Origin of the sequence: Streptococcus cristatus (genome assembly GCF_003944225.1) — a bacterium.
Classification (GTDB): domain Bacteria; phylum Bacillota; class Bacilli; order Lactobacillales; family Streptococcaceae; genus Streptococcus; species Streptococcus cristatus_K.
This window is the reverse complement of the sequence record NZ_RJPN01000012.1, coordinates 1-18,295: the sequence shown is the minus strand read 5'-3', so window position 1 is coordinate 18,295 and position 18,295 is coordinate 1. Positions and strand designations below refer to the sequence as shown.

General features: G+C 44.0%; 13 protein-coding genes and 1 pseudogene. 3 read left to right on the top strand and 11 right to left on the bottom strand.

All coding sequences use genetic code 11. The features are described 5' to 3' along the window. Positions 1–31: 31 nt before the first annotated feature. Both recU and pbp1a read left to right on the top strand, forming a co-directional pair. Entirely contained in the window at positions 32–637 is a 606-nt protein-coding gene (gene recU / locus D8797_RS09575) for a Holliday junction resolvase RecU (RefSeq protein WP_125380473.1), read from the top strand. Continuing rightward, positions 630–2,786, top strand: coding sequence for a penicillin-binding protein PBP1A (pbp1a, locus tag D8797_RS09570; protein ID WP_125380472.1), 2,157 nt, complete (start codon positions 630–632; stop codon positions 2,784–2,786). The genes recU and pbp1a overlap by 8 nt, the downstream gene beginning before the upstream one ends. A gap of 79 nt (positions 2,787–2,865) precedes the next feature. Here pbp1a and pepC read toward each other — a convergent pair whose 3' ends face one another. The 9 genes and pseudogenes from pepC to secA form a co-directional block, all read right to left on the bottom strand. Continuing rightward, complete coding sequence (gene pepC / locus D8797_RS09565) at positions 2,866–4,212, bottom strand: aminopeptidase C (RefSeq protein WP_125380471.1); 1,347 nt, start codon at positions 4,210–4,212, stop codon at positions 2,866–2,868. A 133-nt stretch (positions 4,213–4,345) separates the two neighbouring features. Beyond that, positions 4,346–5,170 carry an NAD(+) synthase gene (gene nadE / locus D8797_RS09560; RefSeq protein WP_125380470.1) on the bottom strand — a complete coding sequence of 275 codons (825 nt, stop codon included), beginning with the start codon at positions 5,168–5,170 and terminating at the stop codon, positions 4,346–4,348. Further along, complete coding sequence (locus D8797_RS09555) at positions 5,167–6,627, bottom strand: nicotinate phosphoribosyltransferase (protein WP_125380469.1); 1,461 nt, start codon at positions 6,625–6,627, stop codon at positions 5,167–5,169. Before D8797_RS09555 ends, nadE begins: the two co-directional genes overlap by 4 nt. 313 nt (positions 6,628–6,940) lie before the next feature. Further along, positions 6,941–8,959 (bottom strand): annotated as a pseudogene (gene recG / locus D8797_RS09550) (ATP-dependent DNA helicase RecG); the annotation flags it as partial. Positions 8,960–8,987: 28 nt separating this feature from the next. Further along, complete coding sequence (gene alr, locus D8797_RS09545; protein ID WP_125380467.1) at positions 8,988–10,094, bottom strand: alanine racemase; 1,107 nt, start codon at positions 10,092–10,094, stop codon at positions 8,988–8,990. Next, positions 10,084–10,446, bottom strand: a complete 363-nt coding sequence (acpS, locus tag D8797_RS09540; protein ID WP_185761067.1) for a holo-ACP synthase — start codon at positions 10,444–10,446, stop codon at positions 10,084–10,086. The genes alr and acpS overlap by 11 nt, the downstream gene beginning before the upstream one ends. A 198-nt stretch (positions 10,447–10,644) precedes the next feature. Next, complete coding sequence (locus tag D8797_RS09535) at positions 10,645–11,682, bottom strand: 3-deoxy-7-phosphoheptulonate synthase (protein ID WP_125380466.1); 1,038 nt, start codon at positions 11,680–11,682, stop codon at positions 10,645–10,647. A gap of 1 nt (position 11,683) precedes the next feature. After that, positions 11,684–12,715 carry a 3-deoxy-7-phosphoheptulonate synthase gene (locus D8797_RS09530; RefSeq protein WP_005591072.1) on the bottom strand — a complete coding sequence of 344 codons (1,032 nt, stop codon included), beginning with the start codon at positions 12,713–12,715 and terminating at the stop codon, positions 11,684–11,686. A gap of 16 nt (positions 12,716–12,731) precedes the next feature. Beyond that, positions 12,732–15,251, bottom strand: a complete 2,520-nt coding sequence (secA, locus tag D8797_RS09525) for a preprotein translocase subunit SecA (RefSeq protein ID WP_005591073.1) — start codon at positions 15,249–15,251, stop codon at positions 12,732–12,734. Between the two features lie 229 nt (positions 15,252–15,480). On the opposite strand from secA, the gene queG reads away from it, so the two are divergent. Beyond that, positions 15,481–16,605, top strand: a complete 1,125-nt coding sequence (gene queG / locus D8797_RS09520) for a tRNA epoxyqueuosine(34) reductase QueG (protein ID WP_125380465.1) — start codon at positions 15,481–15,483, stop codon at positions 16,603–16,605. A 77-nt stretch (positions 16,606–16,682) separates the two neighbouring features. Here queG and D8797_RS09515 read toward each other — a convergent pair whose 3' ends face one another. Both D8797_RS09515 and D8797_RS09510 read right to left on the bottom strand, forming a co-directional pair. After that, complete coding sequence (locus D8797_RS09515) at positions 16,683–17,399, bottom strand: YebC/PmpR family DNA-binding transcriptional regulator (RefSeq protein ID WP_125380464.1); 717 nt, start codon at positions 17,397–17,399, stop codon at positions 16,683–16,685. A gap of 418 nt (positions 17,400–17,817) precedes the next feature. Further along, the coding region (locus D8797_RS09510; RefSeq protein ID WP_185780863.1) for a mucin-binding protein at positions 17,818–18,295 on the bottom strand (478 nt) is incomplete at its 5' end.

Genomic DNA, 18,295 nt, shown 5'->3' with positions numbered 1-18,295 from the left:
GAGTGATGTTATTGTACCAATAAGGAGTTTTATGGTCAACTACCCTCACAAGCTAAAGATAAAAAGTAAACTAGCCCATCCAGGTTCAAAGACGGCTGTTAACTTTGCCAATCGCGGGATGTCTTTTGAAAAGATGATCAACGAATCCAACAGCTACTATTTGAGTAGGGGGCTCGCTGTCATTCATAAGAAACCGACACCCATTCAGATTGTCAAAGTGGACTATCCCCAACGCAGTCGTGCAAAGATTGTCGAGGCCTACTTCCGACAGGCATCCACGACTGATTATTCTGGTGTCTTTAAGGGACATTATATTGACTTTGAGGCCAAGGAAACACGGCAAAAAACAGCCATGCCTCTAAAGAATTTCCATCTACACCAGATTGAACATATGGAGGCAGTCCTTCAGCAAAATGGAATTTGCTTTGTCTTACTGCACTTCTCTAGCTTGCGGGAGACTTATCTACTTCCGGCATCTTATTTGATTACATTTTATAAGATGGATAAAGGCGGAAAATCCCTCCCTTTATCTTACATTCAAGAACATGGATTTTTAATCGAAACAAAGCAATTTCCAAGCATCCCTTACCTTGAAATTATCGAACAAAAACTACTAGGTGGTATCACAAATGAATAAACAAACCCTTTTGCAGGCCTTAAAATATCTTGCAAGTGTCCTCTTATCTCTCTTTATCATTGGAGTTGTGACTGGCGTTCTTGTCTTCACATACTATGTCGCCAAGTCTCCTACCCTCTCTGAGAAGGACCTTGTCGCAACAACTTCAAGTAAGATTTACGATAGCGATAACAATCTGATTGCGGACCTCGGTTCTGAAAAGCGGGTCAATGCGTCAACAGACCAGATCCCTACACAGCTAGTAGATGCTATCGTTGCGATTGAGGACCACCGCTTCTTTAATCACCGTGGGGTTGATTTCATTCGGATAGGAGGAGCCTTCCTAAGCAACCTGAAAGGAGGCGGACGTCAAGGGGGATCTACCTTAACCCAGCAGTTGATCAAGTTGACTTATTTCTCCACTTCCTCAGCGGATGCTACCCTTTCTCGGAAAATCCAAGAAGCATGGCTGGCAACTCAACTTGAGCGAAAGGCTACCAAGCAAGAAATCCTGACCTACTATGTCAATAAAGTCTATATGTCCAATGGAAATTACGGGATGCAAACAGCTTCCCAAAGTTACTATGGCAAAGATTTGAAAGATTTGACCCTTCCTCAGATTGCCCTGCTTGCAGGAATGCCTCAGGCTCCTAACCAATATGACCCTTACACAAATCCAGAAGCTGCCACTCAGCGTCGGAATCTCGTATTATCTGAAATGTATGAACTCAAGTACATCTCACCAGAACAATACGAACAAGCTATCAATACACCAGTGACCGACGGCTTACAGAGCTTGAAAAATTCAGCTAGCTATCCTGCCTATATGGATAACTACTTGAAAGAAGTTATTGAGCAAGTCGAAGAAGAAACTGGCTACAATGTCCTTACGACTGGTATGGAAGTTTATACCAACGTTAATACCGAAGCACAGAAAAAATTGTGGGATATTTACAACACGGAAGAATATGTTGCTTATCCAGATGATGAACTGCAAGTGGCATCAACCGTTATGGATGTTACCAACGGGAAAGTCATTGCCCAACTAGGTGCTCGCCATCAGTCTTCCAACGTTTCTTTTGGTACCAACCAAGCAGTCGAAACAAATCGCGACTGGGGTTCTACCATGAAACCAATCACTGATTATGCCCCAGCCTTGGAATACAATGTTTTCACTTCCACTGCTGCCTCAATCCAAGATGCTCCTTACTATTTCCCTGGAACATCTACTCCTGTCTATAACTGGGATAAACGCTATTATGGCTGGATTACTATCCAATACGCTATCCAAGAATCCCGTAACGTACCAGCCGTCAAATCGCTGGAAGCAGTCGGATTAGATAATTCATTGAAGTTCCTCAATGGCCTTGGTATTAATTATCCTGAAATGCATTATTCTAATGCGATTTCAAGTAATACAAGCGAATCTGGTAACCAATACGGAGCAAGCAGTGAAAAAATGGCTGCTGCCTACGCTGCCTTTGCTAATGGCGGTACATATTACAAACCACAATATGTAAACCGAGTTGTCTTTAGCGACGGTACAGAAAAAGTCTTTTCAAATGGCGGTTCAAAAGCTATGAAAGAGACGACAGCCTACATGATGACCGACATGATGAAGACCGTTCTTCAGTCTGGAACTGGTACTAATGCTGCAATTCCAGGAGTCTATCAAGCAGGTAAAACTGGTACTTCCAACTATGCAGATGATGAGCTAGAGAAGTTGACAAAACCTTACTACAGTTCTAGCATTGTCACACCAGACGAGCTATTTGTTGGCTACACTCCACAGTACTCTATGGCTGTTTGGACTGGTTACTCAAATCGCCTCACTCCTGTTTTAGATGATGGAGTTAAGGTGGCAACCGATGTTTACCGCTCTATGATGCTCTATCTGACAGGCAATAGCAATGAAGACTGGACACCACCAAGCGGACTTTTCCGTAGCGGATCCTATCTCTATCTCAATGGTACTTCTACTTACAGCCGCGCTTATACCCAATCATCTTCAAGCTCTACTTCTGAGTCAAGCTCAGAATCTTCAAGTCAAAGTACGAGTGAATCTAGCGAAGAACATAGTAGTACCAACTCTAGTTCCCAAACAAGTTCAATAAGTTCTGGAACAACCAGCAGCTCAACTAGTTCTAACCAAGGAGCTGAACATCGTTAAACTAAAAAAGATTGGATTTCTAAAATCCAATCTTTTTTAGTTTAAATAAATCAATAACTTTCTGCAATTGCTCATCCTATCAAATCATTTCGCCATCAGCAAGAGCTCCCATTGGATCCCACGGTGCTAGGACAATTGGCTCTGCATTGTAGGCTGCCAACTCTTCTGGAGTCAAGAATTCTTTTCTGACTACAATTTGGTAAGTATACTCATCCATCCAAGCGTCGCTAGCGACAAAGTATCCCTTATCTCCAACCTTTTCACCCCAAGAATTTTCTACCTTCCATTTTTTAGCTTGACCCTTTTCATCCAAGTCTACTCCAGCCAGTACCATGGCATGAGTCATGAGGCTTTCGCTATAATCGAGACGACCTGCCTTATCTTGGGTCAACTGGATATCCATACTAGAGGTTAAATCATGCATACCTGCTTCCATGATACCAGCCTTGCGATTGCTGGACTGACCCACATCAGAGCCAAACCAAACAGTCTCACCAGCCTGCATCTGAGCGATAGCTAATTCCTTGAGACGTTTCATTTCTACATTCAAATAGCGAACAGGTTTACCGCCGACTACATTGCCCAACATCTCGACTGTGTAAGACTTGCCATAAGGTTTATCCGCTGTTGGCGCATTGATAATTGACACATAGTCATCCAGCTTGAGGTCTACATATTTTTGATAAAAGGACTGCGGAGTCAAATCAGCTTCCCTATGGTAATTACCATCCTTATCTCTATATGCAAAGTCAAATTTCCGAGGAGGTAAGCCCAACGACATCGCTAAGAAGTTGAAAATTTCCTGTAACAAAGCTTCTTTCTTAGCTTGTAGCGTAGCCTCATCTGTACCATTCAGGGCCAGCTCACGCAAGATTTGCGCATCCTGACGCAAGAGTTTATTGAGCAACTGATTGAGCTCACGGCTATTGCTGGAAGAAATTGACTCCGGATAGACTGACTTAGGCACGACGCCGTATTTCTCAAAAAGTGCCACGACCATATCCCACTGACCGCCATCCTGCTGAGGCGTATCTAGGAGAAACTTGACCTTGCGACTAGTTAATTCTTGGTCAGCCGTTGCCAAAACCTGCTCCAAGAACCAGTTGGACTTTTCATACTTATCCCAAAAGAAGGTATGAGCCTGAGACAGCTCAAAATCCTCCAATTGGAAACCTGCAATCATCTTGTGGCGGAAGGTATTAAGAGCTGCAAACATCCAGCAACGGCCAGATGCTTTTTGATCACTGACCTTATCTTTGGTGAGATCCAGTGAGAAAACAGGTGCATTTTCTACAGCAGCAGTCCGTTTTTCTAAAGAAGTCAAAAGACCATTGTGGCTAATAGCATTTTCCATTGCCGCATACTTGGGGTTAGCCTCATAAGCAGCGTACAACTTATCTGTAAAATCTTGTTTTAATGAATTCATAGAATCCTCCTTGTCATTATACATCTATTATAGAACTTTAAAAAAAGAGCGCAAGTAAAAAAGTTAGGCAAGCCTAACTTTTTCAGGATTATCTCACGTCCTAGCTAGAACTGAGAATATTTACTGGAATTTCTCACTTCCAAAATTCATCAAAAACTGTAATCGGCAAATGCCGTTTGTGCTGGCCTTTGTGCCACCAAGACTCGATCGTTTCTTGGGCTTGGGCTGAAACAGACTTGCCTTCGAGATAGTCGTCAATTTCACTATAGGTCACGCCCAGAGCGACTTCATCCGCAATCCCCGGTTTTTCTTCTTCCAAATCAGCCGTCGGCACCTTTTCATAGAGAGCCGGATCCGCTCCTAAGGCAGCCAAAAGCTGCTTGCCTTGACGCTTGTTGAGACGGTAAAGTGGTAAGATATCTGCTCCGCCATCCCCAAACTTGGTGAAAAAGGCCGTAACATTTTCTGCTGCATGGTCGGTCCCAATGACAGCACCACTGTATGAACCAGCCAAAGCATACTGGGCAATCATTCGGCTGCGGGCCTTGATATTGCCCTTGTTAAAGTCAGAGACTTTGGTACCTGTCGCCTCTACAGCCTTTGTCATGGCATCAGCGGATCCCTTGATATTGACTGTCAGGCTGACATCAGGCTGGATGAAAGCCAGAGCCTTTTGGGCATCGTCTTCATCCGCCTGAACGCCGTAAGGCAGGCGGACAGCGATAAAGCGATAGCTATCATCTCCAGTCTCTGCCCGCATTTCTTCTACAGCCAGCTGAGCCAAGCGACCAGCCAAGGTTGAGTCCTGACCACCAGAAATTCCCAGAACATAGCTTTTTAAAAAAGGATGTTTTCTCAGATAGGCCTTGAGAAAGTCTACCGACTTGCGGATTTCTTCCTCTGGGTCAATGACGGGCTTGAAACCTAATTGGCGGATGATTTCTTCTTGTAGACTCATTTTTCTGCTCCTGTCTGGTAGGCTTTCTTGCGCATCTGGTCAATCAAGTCCATCTTGTCCTGCCAAATATCACGCGCCAAATCGACCGGATAATCTTGTGGATTGAGGACCCGCTTGTATTCGTCCCAGAGTTTGTCAAATTCTTGGCGGGCATAGTCCTGAATTTCAGACAGACTCGGCAACTCGTAAACGAGCTGACCTTCTTTATAAATATCTACTAAGAGCGGCACTGCATCAAAATTCTTGACTGTTTTATTGATATAAGTATAAGTCGGATGGAACATTTCGAGCTCTTCCTGATGATTGACATCCACACCATCATAAGTGATGTAGTCGCCCTCAGACTTGCCTTTTTCACGGCTAGTAATGCGCCAAACCTGCTTCTTGCCCGGAGTCGAAACCTTTTCAGCATTATTGGAGAGCTTGATGGTGTTGCGCAAGTGCCCATTCTCATCTTCAATCGCGACAATTTTGTAAACAGCACCCAGAGCTGGCTGATCGTAGGCAGTAATGAGCTTAGTTCCCACGCCCCAGACATCAATTTTAGCCTTTTGCATTTTCAAGTTGAGAATAGTATTCTCATCCAAATCATTGGAAGCGTAGATTTTAGCATTTGGGAAGCCCGCTTCATCTAATTGCTGGCGAACTTTTTTAGAAATATAGGCCAAGTCTCCAGAATCGATCCGCACACCTAAGAAATTGATTTTATCCCCAAATTCACGCGCTACACGGATGGCCGTAGGAACCCCGATCCGAAGGGTATCGTAGGTGTCTACCAAGAACACACAGTCCCGATGAGTGCTCGCATAAGCCTTGAAAGCCTCGTAATCATTGCCATAAACCTGTACAAGTGCATGAGCATGCGTCCCCAGAACAGGAATATCAAAGAGCTTGCCTGCCCGAACATTGCTGGTCCCATTGGCTCCGCCGATAACGGCTGCCCGCGTTCCCCAAATTGCTGCATCCATTTCCTGAGCACGACGGGTACCAAACTCCATCAACGGCTCATCTTCGATCACAGAGCGGATGCGAGCTGCCTTGGTCGCAATCAAGGTTTGGAAATTCACGATATTTAAAATCGCTGTTTCCACCAACTGACATTGAGCCAGCGGCCCTTCAACCTGAACAATCGGCTCATTGGCAAAAACTAAATCTCCCTCTTTAGCAGAACGCACGGTCAGCTGCATCTTGAAATCACGTAAGTACTCTAAGAAAGCTCCATTATAGCCCAAAGATGCTAAATAGTTCAAATCCGTCTGACTGAATGTCAAATCATTCAGGTAAGCCACAATCCTCTCTAAACCCGCAAAAATGGCATAGCCATTATTGAAAGGATTCTTGCGGAAATAGACTTCAAAAACAGCACGCTTATTATGGATACCTTCGTTGAAATAAACCTGCATCATATTGATTTGATATAAGTCTGTATGTAAAGTCAAACTGTCATCTGGAAACATAATTGAGCTCCTTTTATCATAGTTATTATATATTATAACATAAATTGCAAGAAAGCCTTGATCCAATAGCAAAATACCTCCAGAATTTCTTCCAGAGGTATCTTCTTTTATCTTTCACTTGGAATATTAGATTCCATAAGTCTTGTTCACGCGGCGCATCTGTTTAAATTCTTTTTTATAGGTTACTTTAACTGCTACTTTCATTTTTGCCACCTCGTTTCTTTTGATGCTTTTATTATAGGCCTCAAAGCTTAAGGAAGGCTTAGAATTTTCTTGCAGAAAGCTTAAACTAATAAATCCAAACTCTATCTCGCTAATCCAGAAAATCGCGTTTTTCGAGATGTAAGGATACCAGGTGCCAATTGGCATCCTGCCGCCAGCTAGGATTGGCAACGATTTGACTAGCCACCTTGCGCGCTTCTTCCAAAATGGGATAGTCCTCCACGATGTCCGCCACCTGAAACTCTGGAATACCAGACTGACGGGTCCCAAAAATTTCACCAGAACCACGCATCTTGAGGTCTTCCTCAGCCAGAACAAAGCCATCTGTCGTCTCAGTCATGATTTTCATGCGTTTCTTCCCAGACTCTGTCTTGGGATTGGCAACTAGAACGGCATAAGACTGCTTACTTCCCCGACCCACTCGTCCCCGCAGCTGATGAAGCTGGCTGAGTCCGAAGCGGTCAGCATCCATGATAACCATGATGGTCGCATTCGGAACATTGACACCGACTTCAATGACTGTAGTTGACACTAGAATATCTGTTTTCCCATCCTTGAAATCCTGCATAATGGCTTCTTTTTCGTCATTTTTCATACGACCGTGAAGGAGAGCCACTTGAGCCTGATTGGCAAAGTAGGCCTTGAGTTCTTCCTCTAAAGCAATCGCGTTTTTCAAGTCCAAGGCCTCTGATTCCTCAATCAAGGGAGAAATAAAGTAGACTTGGGCGCCCTTGGCCAGCTCTTTTTTCATCCAGTCCAAGACCACTTCCAACTGCTCATGCTTGACCCAACGAGTGATAATAGGCTTGCGGCCAGCTGGCATCTGGTCGATGATGGAGACATCCATATCACCAAAAGCGGTAATGGCCAAAGTCCGAGGAATCGGTGTCGCTGTCATCATGAGAACGTCTGGATTATTCCCTTTTTCCCGCAAAATCCGACGCTGGTCCACCCCAAAACGATGCTGCTCGTCAATAATGACCAGGCCCAGTCGATGATAGACGACCCCTTCCTGAATCAAGGCATGGGTGCCGACCACCATATCTACTTGCCCCGACTCTATAGCAGCTAAAGTCTCTCTGCGTTCAGCAGCTTTCATACCACCAGTTAGGAGGGCTAAATTCAGTTCAGGAAAGAGCTGAGTCAGACTATCCAAATGCTGCTCAGCCAAAATTTCTGTCGGAACCATCAAAGCTGACTGATAGCCTGCCGTATAGGCGGCATACATGGACAAACCAGCCACCACGGTCTTACCACTACCAACATCTCCCTGCAGGAGGCGGTTCATGTGGGCAGGCGATTGCAAATCGCTGAGAATCTCTTCCAGACTCCGCTCCTGAGCTTCCGTCAGAGAAAATGGCAATGCAGCCTTTTTTTGAGCCAGCATTTTTTCCTGCCAAGGGATAGCCAGTCCCTGGCTGACATCCTTGGTCTCATGCTTCAGAACCTGCAGCTGCATCTGAAAGTAAAAAAGTTCTTCAAACTTGACCCGACGCAGGGCCTGCTTGTATTCCGCTAAGTCCCTAGGAAAGTGCATAGCACGCACAGCTTGAATGCGCCCCAAAAGCTGGTAGCGCTCCAGAAGGACAGGAGGAAGATTTTCCTCCAATAACTGATCCAAACCTTGGTCAAAGGCCACCTTAATCAGCTTGACTAGGCTGGCCTGACTAATCCCTTGAGCAACTCGGTAAACAGGCTGCAAGTCGTCTTCAACCTGAGCTAACACCTTCATCCCCGTCAGACTAGCCTTGGCTTTATCCCATTTACCAAAAATAGCCACCGTCGCTCCCAGTTCGATCTTATCTGCCAGATAAGGCTGATTAAAAAAATTGACTGCAATCGCTACTTCTCCCTGCTTGATTGTGAAACGCAGACGATTGCGCTTGTAGCCATAATACTGAACATTAGCTGGAGTCGCGACAATCCCAGAAATGACCGCCTTTTCTCCATCTTCTAAATCAAGGACATTCTTACTCTTAAAATCTTCATAGCGAAAAGGAAAATAGAGCAGGAGATCCTGCAGGCTCTCAAGACCTAGTTTTTTAAATTTTTCAGCCGATTTTGGTCCCACTCCTGGCAGGGCCGTCAAAGCCTGATGCAGATTCATCCTATCTTCTTTCCTTCTTCTTGATTATCTTTTACTTTTTATACTCTCTCGGTACCCTGTCGCTGATTAAGCAGACCACTTCATAGTTAATTGTACCACGCTTTTCTGCCACATCCGTTGCTGTGATAAGCTCGGCGCCGCTCTGGCCAATCAAGACCACCTTCGTTCCCAAAGGATAGACTCGAGGTAGACGCACTGTGATCTGATCCATGGAAACCCGACCGACAATTGGACAGCGCTGACCATCGATCAAGACATCAAAGCCCTGCATATCCCGGGTCCAGCCATCAGCATAACCCAAAGGAATGGTTCCAATGATTTGCTGGCTATCACTGGTATAGGTCGCCCCATAACCGACATGGGCGCCAGCTTGAATTTCTTTGACGTGAACCAGAGCAGATTTTAAGCTCAGAGCTGGTTTGACCTCATATGGCAAGTCCAGCACTCGTCCGCTAGGATTCAACCCATAGATAATATCGCCCAGCCGAACAGCATTCATAATCGTTTCACTGTGCCAAAGAGTTGTGGCAGAGTTGCTAGCATGCACAATCGGCGGCAAGAAAGCTAACTCACTCAAGACCTCTTTGAAGCGACTTAATTGAGCTACAAAATGACTTGTATCTGATTCGTCAGCTGTTGCAAAATGAGTGAAAATTCCTTCTACCACAGCTCCTGCTGCTTGCAGGCGGCTAATTGCTTGCTGAGCCTCTTGACTATCACGGAAGCCAATGCGTCCCATGCCTGAATCAATCTTGATATGAACGGTCAAGCCTGTCAGATTAGCTTGCTGGCTCAAGAGCTCCTCCAGCCAAGCTAGACTGGCTACCGTCAAGGTAATCTGCTGCTGGATCGCTAAAGGCACAGCCTCCAATGAAGAAACACCCAAAATAAGAATGGATTTATCAATGCCAGCTTCTCGTAGTTCGAGGGCTTCGTCAATATTGGACACACAAAAACCGTCTACCAGTGGCTGGATATGCTGAGAGACAGGAACTGCGCCATGTCCATAAGCATTGGCCTTGACTACTGCCCACTTCTGGACTGACTGGGGAATATGAGCCGCAATTTGCTCAATATTAAATGCAATAGCAGACAGGTCTATGACTGCTTTAGTGGGTCTATGTAGACTAGCTTTCATTGTCTTCCTCCAAAATCACACTGGCGGTCACCAGATTTCCAGCATGACTGATTGATAGCCATACCGAACCAGCAAAGGGGGACTTACTAAAATAAGGTGCCCCCTTATCATCATTTAAAATTTCCAAATCTTGAAAAGTCACAGGGCCAATACCGGTCCCCCAAGCCTTGGCAAAGGCTTCTTTAGCTGACCAGCGACCTGCCAAATATTCCAGCTTTCGCTTGCCCTTTAAGGAGCTAAACCGAGCCAACTCCTGAGCTGTCAAGATTTTCTCAGCAAAGCGCTCATTCTTCTCGTAGGCCCGACCAATGCTGGAAATCTCTTCTATATCTATTCCGTGTCCTCTTATCATACTTCTATCAGGAATACAAAGCAAGCCCCTTCTCCCAAGGAGATTGAAAGAAAATCTAATTTCGACAAGGCAAACCGATGAGAATGACACTGAAATGCATCAAATAGGTTTAACATCATCAAAATTAGATTTTCGTAGAGTATGAACTTGCCTATATTCATTAGTAGACTTCTACCAAAGCCTCCTAATCCTTTCTATTTAAGCTTCTTTTTCTAAGGTCTCATAGATTTCCTGAACGAGTTCTTCTGTCTTATCCCAGCCCAAGCAAGGATCGGTAATGGACTTACCAAAGACTTCTGGCTCATTCTGGCGGCCATCCTCCAAATAGGACTCAATCATGAATCCACGCACAGCCTTCTTGATTTGCTCATTCCAAGCACAGTTGATCAGAGTCTGACGGATAATACGGATCTGCTCCAAATACTGCTTGCCAGAATTATCATGATTGGTATCAATCAGGATGAAAGGATTGGATAGTTTCATTTCTTCATAGTGTTTGATCACATCCAGAAGATTTTCGTAATAGAAGTTAGGCTTGTTTTTACCGTACTCATCTAAAGCACCACGCAAAATCACATGCGCCAGGGGATTGCCTAGAGTTTCCACTTCTTGGCCATGATAAAGGAAGATTTGCTTATTTTGAGCAGCATAGACGGCATTAAACATGACCCCAAGATTGCCAGATGTTGGATTTTTCATACCGACTGGCGCATCAATACCAGAAGCTACAAAACGATGTTCTTGGTCTTCGACCGAACGAGCACCTACGGCATGGTAACTAACCAAATCATCTACCAGCACTAGATTAGAAGGATAGAGCATTTCATCAGCAGTGGTCAAGCCCGTCTCAGTAATAACTCGATAATGAAGCTGGCGCACTGCCTTTAGCCCATTAATCAAACTTGGACTTTTTGAAGTATCTGGCTGGTGAACGAGCCCTTTATAGCCGTCACCATTAGTCCGAGGCTTAGCAGTATAGACCCGCATGACGATAAAGATCTTATCCGCCACCTTCTGCTGCAGGTCAGCCAACCGACGAGCATACTCCAGCACCGCCTCTTCATTGTCAGATGAGCAGGGACCGATAACCAAGAGCAAGCGTTGATCTTCTCCCTTGATGATAGCAGCCAATTCCTGGTCGCGCTGATTTTTCTTTTGTAGAGCTTGGTCTGACAAAATCGTTGCAGACTTGATCTGCTCAATGTCAATTTCCTGACCTTTTTCTATAAATGCCATATTATTTACCTAGTGTATCGTATATCTCATGGACGAGTTCGACCGTCTTGTCCCAGCCTAGACATGGATCTGTGATAGACTTGCCAAAGACTTCTGGTTCATTTTGTCGACCATCTTCCAAGTAAGATTCAATCATAAAGCCACGAACCACCTTCTTGATTTTATCATTCCAGTCGCGGTTGATCAAAGTCTGACGTACAATACGGACTTGCTCCAAATACTGCTTGCCAGAGTTGTCATGGTTGGTATCAATGATAATAAATGGATTTTCTAATCCCATTGCTTCATACTGGGCGATTGTGTCCAGCAGATTATCATAATAGTAGTTCGGAATGTTCTTCCCATATTCATTGATGGCACCACGCAGAATCGCATGAGCCAAAGGATTTCCACTCGTCTCTACTTCCCGATTGGCAAAGAGGAAGCTCTGTTTGTTCTGAGCCGCATAAATGCCATTAAACATAACATTTAGATTTCCAGATGTTGGATTTTTCAAACCAGTAGGGAAATCCGCCCCACTGGCTACAAAGCGGTGCTGCTGATCTTCAACAGAACGAGCACCGATCGCCATATAGGAAATCAAATCATCTACTAGGGGAAGATTTTCTGGATAAAGCATCTCGTCAGCCGTCGTCATTCCAGTTTCTGAAATCACGCGATAATGCAGATTGCGAACCGCCTTAATACCGTTGATTAGGCTAGGTGCCGCTGTCGCATTAGGCTGGTGAATCAAGCCCTTGTAGCCATCACCGTTGGTCCGTGGCTTAGCTGTATAAACCCGCATCACCATAAAGATCCGATCTTTGACTTCTTCCTGAAGAGCTGCCAAACGCTTAGCGTATTCCAAGACAGCTTCTTCATTGTCTGAGGAGCAAGGACCGATAACCAAAAGGATGCGATCATCCTCACCGCGGATAATGGCTTCTAGTTGGCGATCTCGCTCTTGCTTATGAGCTAGAATAGAACCTTCTAGCTTAGCAAGCTGACGCACTTCTGCTACATTGATTGGTTGACTAGTTGCTTTAAAGGTCATCTTCTCTCCTTATAAACTACTTCTTGCGGCCATGACAATTTTTAAATTTCTTACCTGAACCACATGGGCATAAATCATTTCTTTTTACAGAGGATAAATCAACATTTTTTGGAAGATTTGGGTTTTGGGCAGCAATGTTTCGAGTAGCCGTCGTGCTGATACTGTGCTCTGTACGTGGACGTTCTTGCTCATGGATCTGTGCTTTCATCATAAGACGAGTCACATCAAACTCGATAGAGCCGATCATATCATTAAACATCCGGAAACCTTCTGCCTGATACTCAACAACTGGGTTGTTCTGAGCATAGCCGCGAAGCCCCACAGCCTGACGCAATTGATCCAAGGCGTCGATATGATCTGTCCATTTGTTATCTACAACGCGTAGGATCAGCACTTTTTGGAACTCTTGAACTGCTTCCTCATCACGAAGTTTAGAAACCTGATTGGCATAAACTTCAGAAGCTCGTTCCATCAAGTAATCTTTGATCTCTTGATTCGATTTACCTTCTAAATCGTCAGCTGAGATAGAATCCTCTGCTACAAGGTTATATTTAGCAAAATTCAGAATCGCTTCTATCTTTTCATCATGATCTGAATGACTGCTTCCATCCACAATCCGATTAATCGTCCGACGGATCATAGCATGGATTTCTGGAGCCAAATCACGATCTGCTGTGATGACATCATAGCGTTGAGAATAGATGATTTCACGTTGTTCGCGCATGACATCGTCATATTGGAGGACTTGCTTCCGAGTATCGTAGTTATTTCCTTCAACCCGTTTTTGGGCTGCTTCCACCTGACGCGTTAGCATCCGAGACTTGATGACAGACTCTTCTTCGCTCAGATTCATCCGGTCTAGCAAGGCCTTAATACGCTCTGAACCGAAGCGTTTCATCAAATCGTCTTCTAGAGATAGGTAGAATTGTGATTCACCTGGATCCCCTTGACGACCTGAACGTCCACGAAGCTGGTTATCAATCCGGCGGCTTTCATGGCGCTCTGTACCAATGACACAAAGTCCACCCAATTCACGCACACCTTCACCTAGCTTGATATCTGTACCACGTCCAGCCATGTTGGTCGCAATAGTAATAGCTCCACGCTGACCAGCATTCATGATAATCTGTGCTTCTTTATAGTGGTTTTTAGCGTTCAGAACTTCATGAGGAATTCCCGCAGCCACTAATTTTTGAGAAAGATAGTCACTCGTGTCAACCGATACTGTACCGACCAAGACAGGCTGACCTGTTTTGTAGCGTTCCTTGACGTCTTCCACGACTGCTTTAAACTTCGCTTCCAAGCTAGGATACAGCAAATCTGGATGGTCAATACGTTGGACCGGACGGTTAGTTGGAATTGGAATTACGCGAATATTATAAATTTCACGGAATTCTTCTTCTTCTGTTTTACCAGTCCCTGTCATCCCTGATAGTTTTTTATACATACGGAAAAGGTTCTGGTAAGTAATCGAAGCAGATGTCTTTGATTCTTCTTGGATAGGCACAGCTTCTTTTGCTTCAATCGCTTGGTGGAGTCCATCAGAGAAACGACGACCTTCCATTGTACGTCCAGTAAATTGGTCAACGATGAGGATTTCCTGCTTTTCGCTCACGACATAATCCACATCTAAGGTCATAATATAGTTAGCACGCAAGGCATTGTCGATAAAGTGAGTCAAAGCAACATTCTCAAGGTCGTATAGATTTTCTAAGTTAAAGTAACTTTCAGCCTTGTCAATACCAGAATCTGACAAACCAATCGTCTTAGATGGGATATCAATGATATAGTCATCTTTTTGAAGTGTTTTCACAAAGCTATCCGCTCTGTAATAAAGCTGATTCGTATCAGAAGCTGTCGGTCCTGACACGATCAATGGCGTACGCGCTTCGTCAATCAAGATAGAATCCACCTCGTCAACCAAGGCGTAGTTAAGCGGACGCTGCACCATATTTTCAGCCCGAACCACCATATTATCACGCAAGTAGTCAAAACCAATTTCAGAGTTGGTTGAGTAGGTGATATCACAAGCATAAGCTTCTCTTTTTTCCATTGGTGACTTAGATGCTAGGTTGATACCAACAGACAGTCCCAACCAAGAATAAAGTTCACCCATCTCAGTCGCATCACGCTCTGACAAGTATTCATTGACTGTAACAACGTGAACTCCTTGGCCAGATAAGGCATTCAGGTAAACAGGCATAGTCGCTGTCAGGGTTTTTCCTTCCCCCGTACGCATTTCTGGCACATCACCATGGTGAAGGACAATCCCCCCCATAATCTGAACCTTATATGGGAAAAGACCTAAGACACGCTTAGCTCCTTCACGGACAACTGCAAATGCTTCAAACAAAAGTTGATCTAAAGTTTCACCATTAGCATAACGTTCCTTAAATTCAACCGTTTTTGCTTGCAATTCTTCATCGGTCAAGGCTGCCATTTCGTCCTCATAGGACATGACCTTGTCCGCCATCTTTTCTAATTTTCTTATTTCACCTTTATCATTTTCGATGATTTTTTTTAAAATATTAGCCATTTTATTCCTTACTCGCTATGTTCTGTTTATAAATGTTTCCTCTCATTATAGCATGTTTCCCCATATCTTTCAAGAAATAATCCATTTGGCAATTGGCTTGAAAGGCTGGTATTTCTCAATTTACACGCTTATCCACCTAACTCTTCTTGCACTCAGATTTGCTAAATAATCATGGTTTTCACGAAGTAGTTTCTCGCATAATTCTCATAATTTCGATATAATAATAGCAATGAATATCAAAAAAGAAATTATCAAATTATCAAAAGACATTGGCATTTCTAAAATTGGCTTTACAACAGCGGATGACTTTGACTATCTGGAAAAGTCGCTGCGCTTGGCCGTAGAAGAAGGCCGAAATTCAGGATTTGAACATAAGAATATTGAGGAGCGAATTAAGCCTAAGCTGAGTTTGGCCTCAGCCAAGACCATCATCTCTATCGCAGTCGCCTACCCCCACAAGCTCAAGCAACAGCCACAAAAAACTGCTTACAAACGGGGGAAATTCACTCCCAATAGCTGGGGACTGGATTACCACTATGTCCTACAGGACAAGCTAGATCGGCTTGCAAAGGGAATTGAGGAGTTGACTGCCGACTTTGAATATAAAGGCATGGTGGATACAGGAGCCTTGGTCGACACCGCTGTAGCCCGGCGAGCAGGAATAGGCTTTATCGGCAAAAACGGCTTGGTCATCTCCAAGGAATTTGGTTCTTATATGTTTCTTGGTGAGCTCATTACCAATCTGGACATTGAACCTGACCAGCCTGTCGACTATGACTGCGGAGACTGCAATCGCTGCGTGACGGCCTGTCCTACCTCCTGCCTCATTGGTGATGGGACTATGAACGCCAAGCGCTGCCTATCTTTTCAAACCCAAGATAAGGGCATCATGGATCTAGAATTTCGCAAAAAAATCAAGACAGTCATCTATGGTTGCGACATCTGCCAAATTTGCTGCCCCTATAATAAAGGTTTAGACAATCCACTCGCAACAGAGATTGACCCTGAACTAGCTCATCCCGAGCTCCTGCCTTTCTTGGAGCTTTCCAACGGTCAGTTTAAGGAGAAATTTGGCCATATAGCAGGTAGTTGGCGGGGCAAAAACATCCTGCAACGCAATGCCATCATTGCTCTAGCCAATGCCAATGATCGCTCTGCTATTCCCAAACTACTGGAAATTATCGATAAGGGGCAAAACCCCATCCATATCGCTACGGCTATCTGGGCTCTCAGTCAGCTGGTGCGCGAAGCCAATCCTGAAATGATTGAGATGATTCTCGCCGTGAAAAATCCTACAGAAGCTATCAAAGAGGAACAGGAACAATTCCTAAAAAAATTTCACTTAACTAACTAAAAATAAATACAGTCTAATTTATAAACTGCCTTAGAACGCAGCTTATACTAATCAGACTGTATTTTTATGTTATTCAATTAGAAGCCATCTACGTTGGTGTAGATTTTTTGGACATCTTCATCGTCTTCAAGGACGCTATACAATTTTTCGAAGGTTTCTAAATCTTCTCCTGTTAATTCCACTTCAGACTGAGGAATCATTTCCAGCTCTGTCACTTGGAATTCTTGGATACCAGATTCACGCAAGGCTACAATTGCTTTATGTAGATCAGTTGGCGCTGTATAAACAGTGATACTTCCTTCTTCAGCCTCTACATCGTCCACATCTACATCTGCTTCTAAAAGCAATTCAAAGATGCTGTCTGCATCATCACCAGCAAAAACGATAACACCTTTATTGTCAAAAAGATAAGATACAGAGCCACTAGCACCCATGTTGCCGCCATTTTTCCCAAAGGCTGCACGGACATTGGCCGCAGTTCGGTTAACATTAGAAGTCAATGTATCAACGATTAACATAGAGCCATTTGACCCAAAGCCTTCATAACGACCTTCTGTAAAGGTCTCATCTGTATTTCCCTTAGCCTTGTCAATCGCCTTGTCAATAACATGCTTTGGCACTTGCGCTTGCTTAGCGCGATCAATAACGAACTTAAGGGCTGTGTTCAACTCAGGATCTGGTTCACCTTTTTTCGCTGCTACATAGATCTCTACACCGAATTTAGCATAAACTTTTGAGTTTGCGCCGTCTTTAGCTGTTTTCTTAGCTACAATATTGGCCCACTTACGTCCCATTGGAATTTCTCCTTTAACTATTCTACAATTTTAATCTTCCTTATTATAACACAGGAAAGGAGAAAAATCATCCAACAAAAACAGGAAAGTCCCCAATTACCTAAAATTATCTGCTGAAGTACAAACTAAAGATAGAAAAAATTAGGGCACTAGTTCCTTATACATTTTAGAATACCGAGATCAGTCATTACATTTTCTCGATAGCAAAACGAATGATACTAATAAATTTGAGGTAATATCCCTATCATTCTCCAGTAAATCTCCTATTTTACTAGAATATTCTCACATTTCTTACTACCAAAGTTCGCTAATCAAATAAATAAAAAATCGATAACTTCGTAAAGAAGTTATCGATTTTTGCGAGCTGTTAACTAACCGTCCACAACTCTTCAGTGATTACTATCCAAGCTAGAAAGAATTAATCTTCTTCTTTCAATCTTGGTTTAATCAAGCTGACACCTGCGAGTGTTGCAACAATTCCTAAACCAAGCACTGCTGCTGAAGATGATTTCTCACCTGTATTTGGCAGAGCAGTAGTTCCAGGAACTTTCGGTTCCACTGGCTTGTTCGGTACTTGTTTATTTGGTACCGGAGCTGGAGTTGGTGGAACAGGTGTCGGTGTAGGTGGAACTTCTGCCTTCTTGTAAGTTACGACTTCATCGGCTGGTTTAGCTGAATCTGCTGTAACCTTCACATCTGCTACGCTTGCTTTATCCGCTACGTAACCCTTGATGTCTGGTGAAGTTTGTCCCTTGATCACGTCATCTTGTGATGTCCATGGGCCTTTTTCTACGATCGCTTTCGTTACGACGTTGATCTTCAGAATACGCGTGAATTTCGCGCTGTCTGTGAAGCTTGGTGCTGCTTCCTTGCCATTTTCGTATACGTACTTGATC

Excerpts from the sequence above, each read along its gene's own strand:
- D8797_RS09515 (WP_125380464.1), bottom strand. The coding sequence starts at position 17,399 with ATGGGACGTAAGTGGGCCAATATTGTAGCTAAGAAAACAGCTAAAGAC.
- D8797_RS09530 (WP_005591072.1), bottom strand. The coding sequence starts at position 12,715 with ATGACCTTTAAAGCAACTAGTCAACCAATCAATGTAGCAGAAGTGCGT.
- alr (WP_125380467.1), bottom strand. The coding sequence starts at position 10,094 with ATGAAAGCTAGTCTACATAGACCCACTAAAGCAGTCATAGACCTGTCT.
- queG (WP_125380465.1), top strand. The coding sequence starts at position 15,481 with ATGAATATCAAAAAAGAAATTATCAAATTATCAAAAGACATTGGCATT.
- secA (WP_005591073.1), bottom strand. The coding sequence starts at position 15,251 with ATGGCTAATATTTTAAAAAAAATCATCGAAAATGATAAAGGTGAAATA.
- pepC (WP_125380471.1), bottom strand. The coding sequence starts at position 4,212 with ATGAATTCATTAAAACAAGATTTTACAGATAAGTTGTACGCTGCTTAT.
- nadE (WP_125380470.1), bottom strand. The coding sequence starts at position 5,170 with ATGAGTCTACAAGAAGAAATCATCCGCCAATTAGGTTTCAAGCCCGTC.
- acpS (WP_185761067.1), bottom strand. The coding sequence starts at position 10,446 with ATGATAAGAGGACACGGAATAGATATAGAAGAGATTTCCAGCATTGGT.
- recU (WP_125380473.1), top strand. The coding sequence starts at position 32 with ATGGTCAACTACCCTCACAAGCTAAAGATAAAAAGTAAACTAGCCCAT.
- D8797_RS09535 (WP_125380466.1), bottom strand. The coding sequence starts at position 11,682 with ATGGCATTTATAGAAAAAGGTCAGGAAATTGACATTGAGCAGATCAAG.
- pbp1a (WP_125380472.1), top strand. The coding sequence starts at position 630 with ATGAATAAACAAACCCTTTTGCAGGCCTTAAAATATCTTGCAAGTGTC.
- D8797_RS09555 (WP_125380469.1), bottom strand. The coding sequence starts at position 6,627 with ATGTTTCCAGATGACAGTTTGACTTTACATACAGACTTATATCAAATC.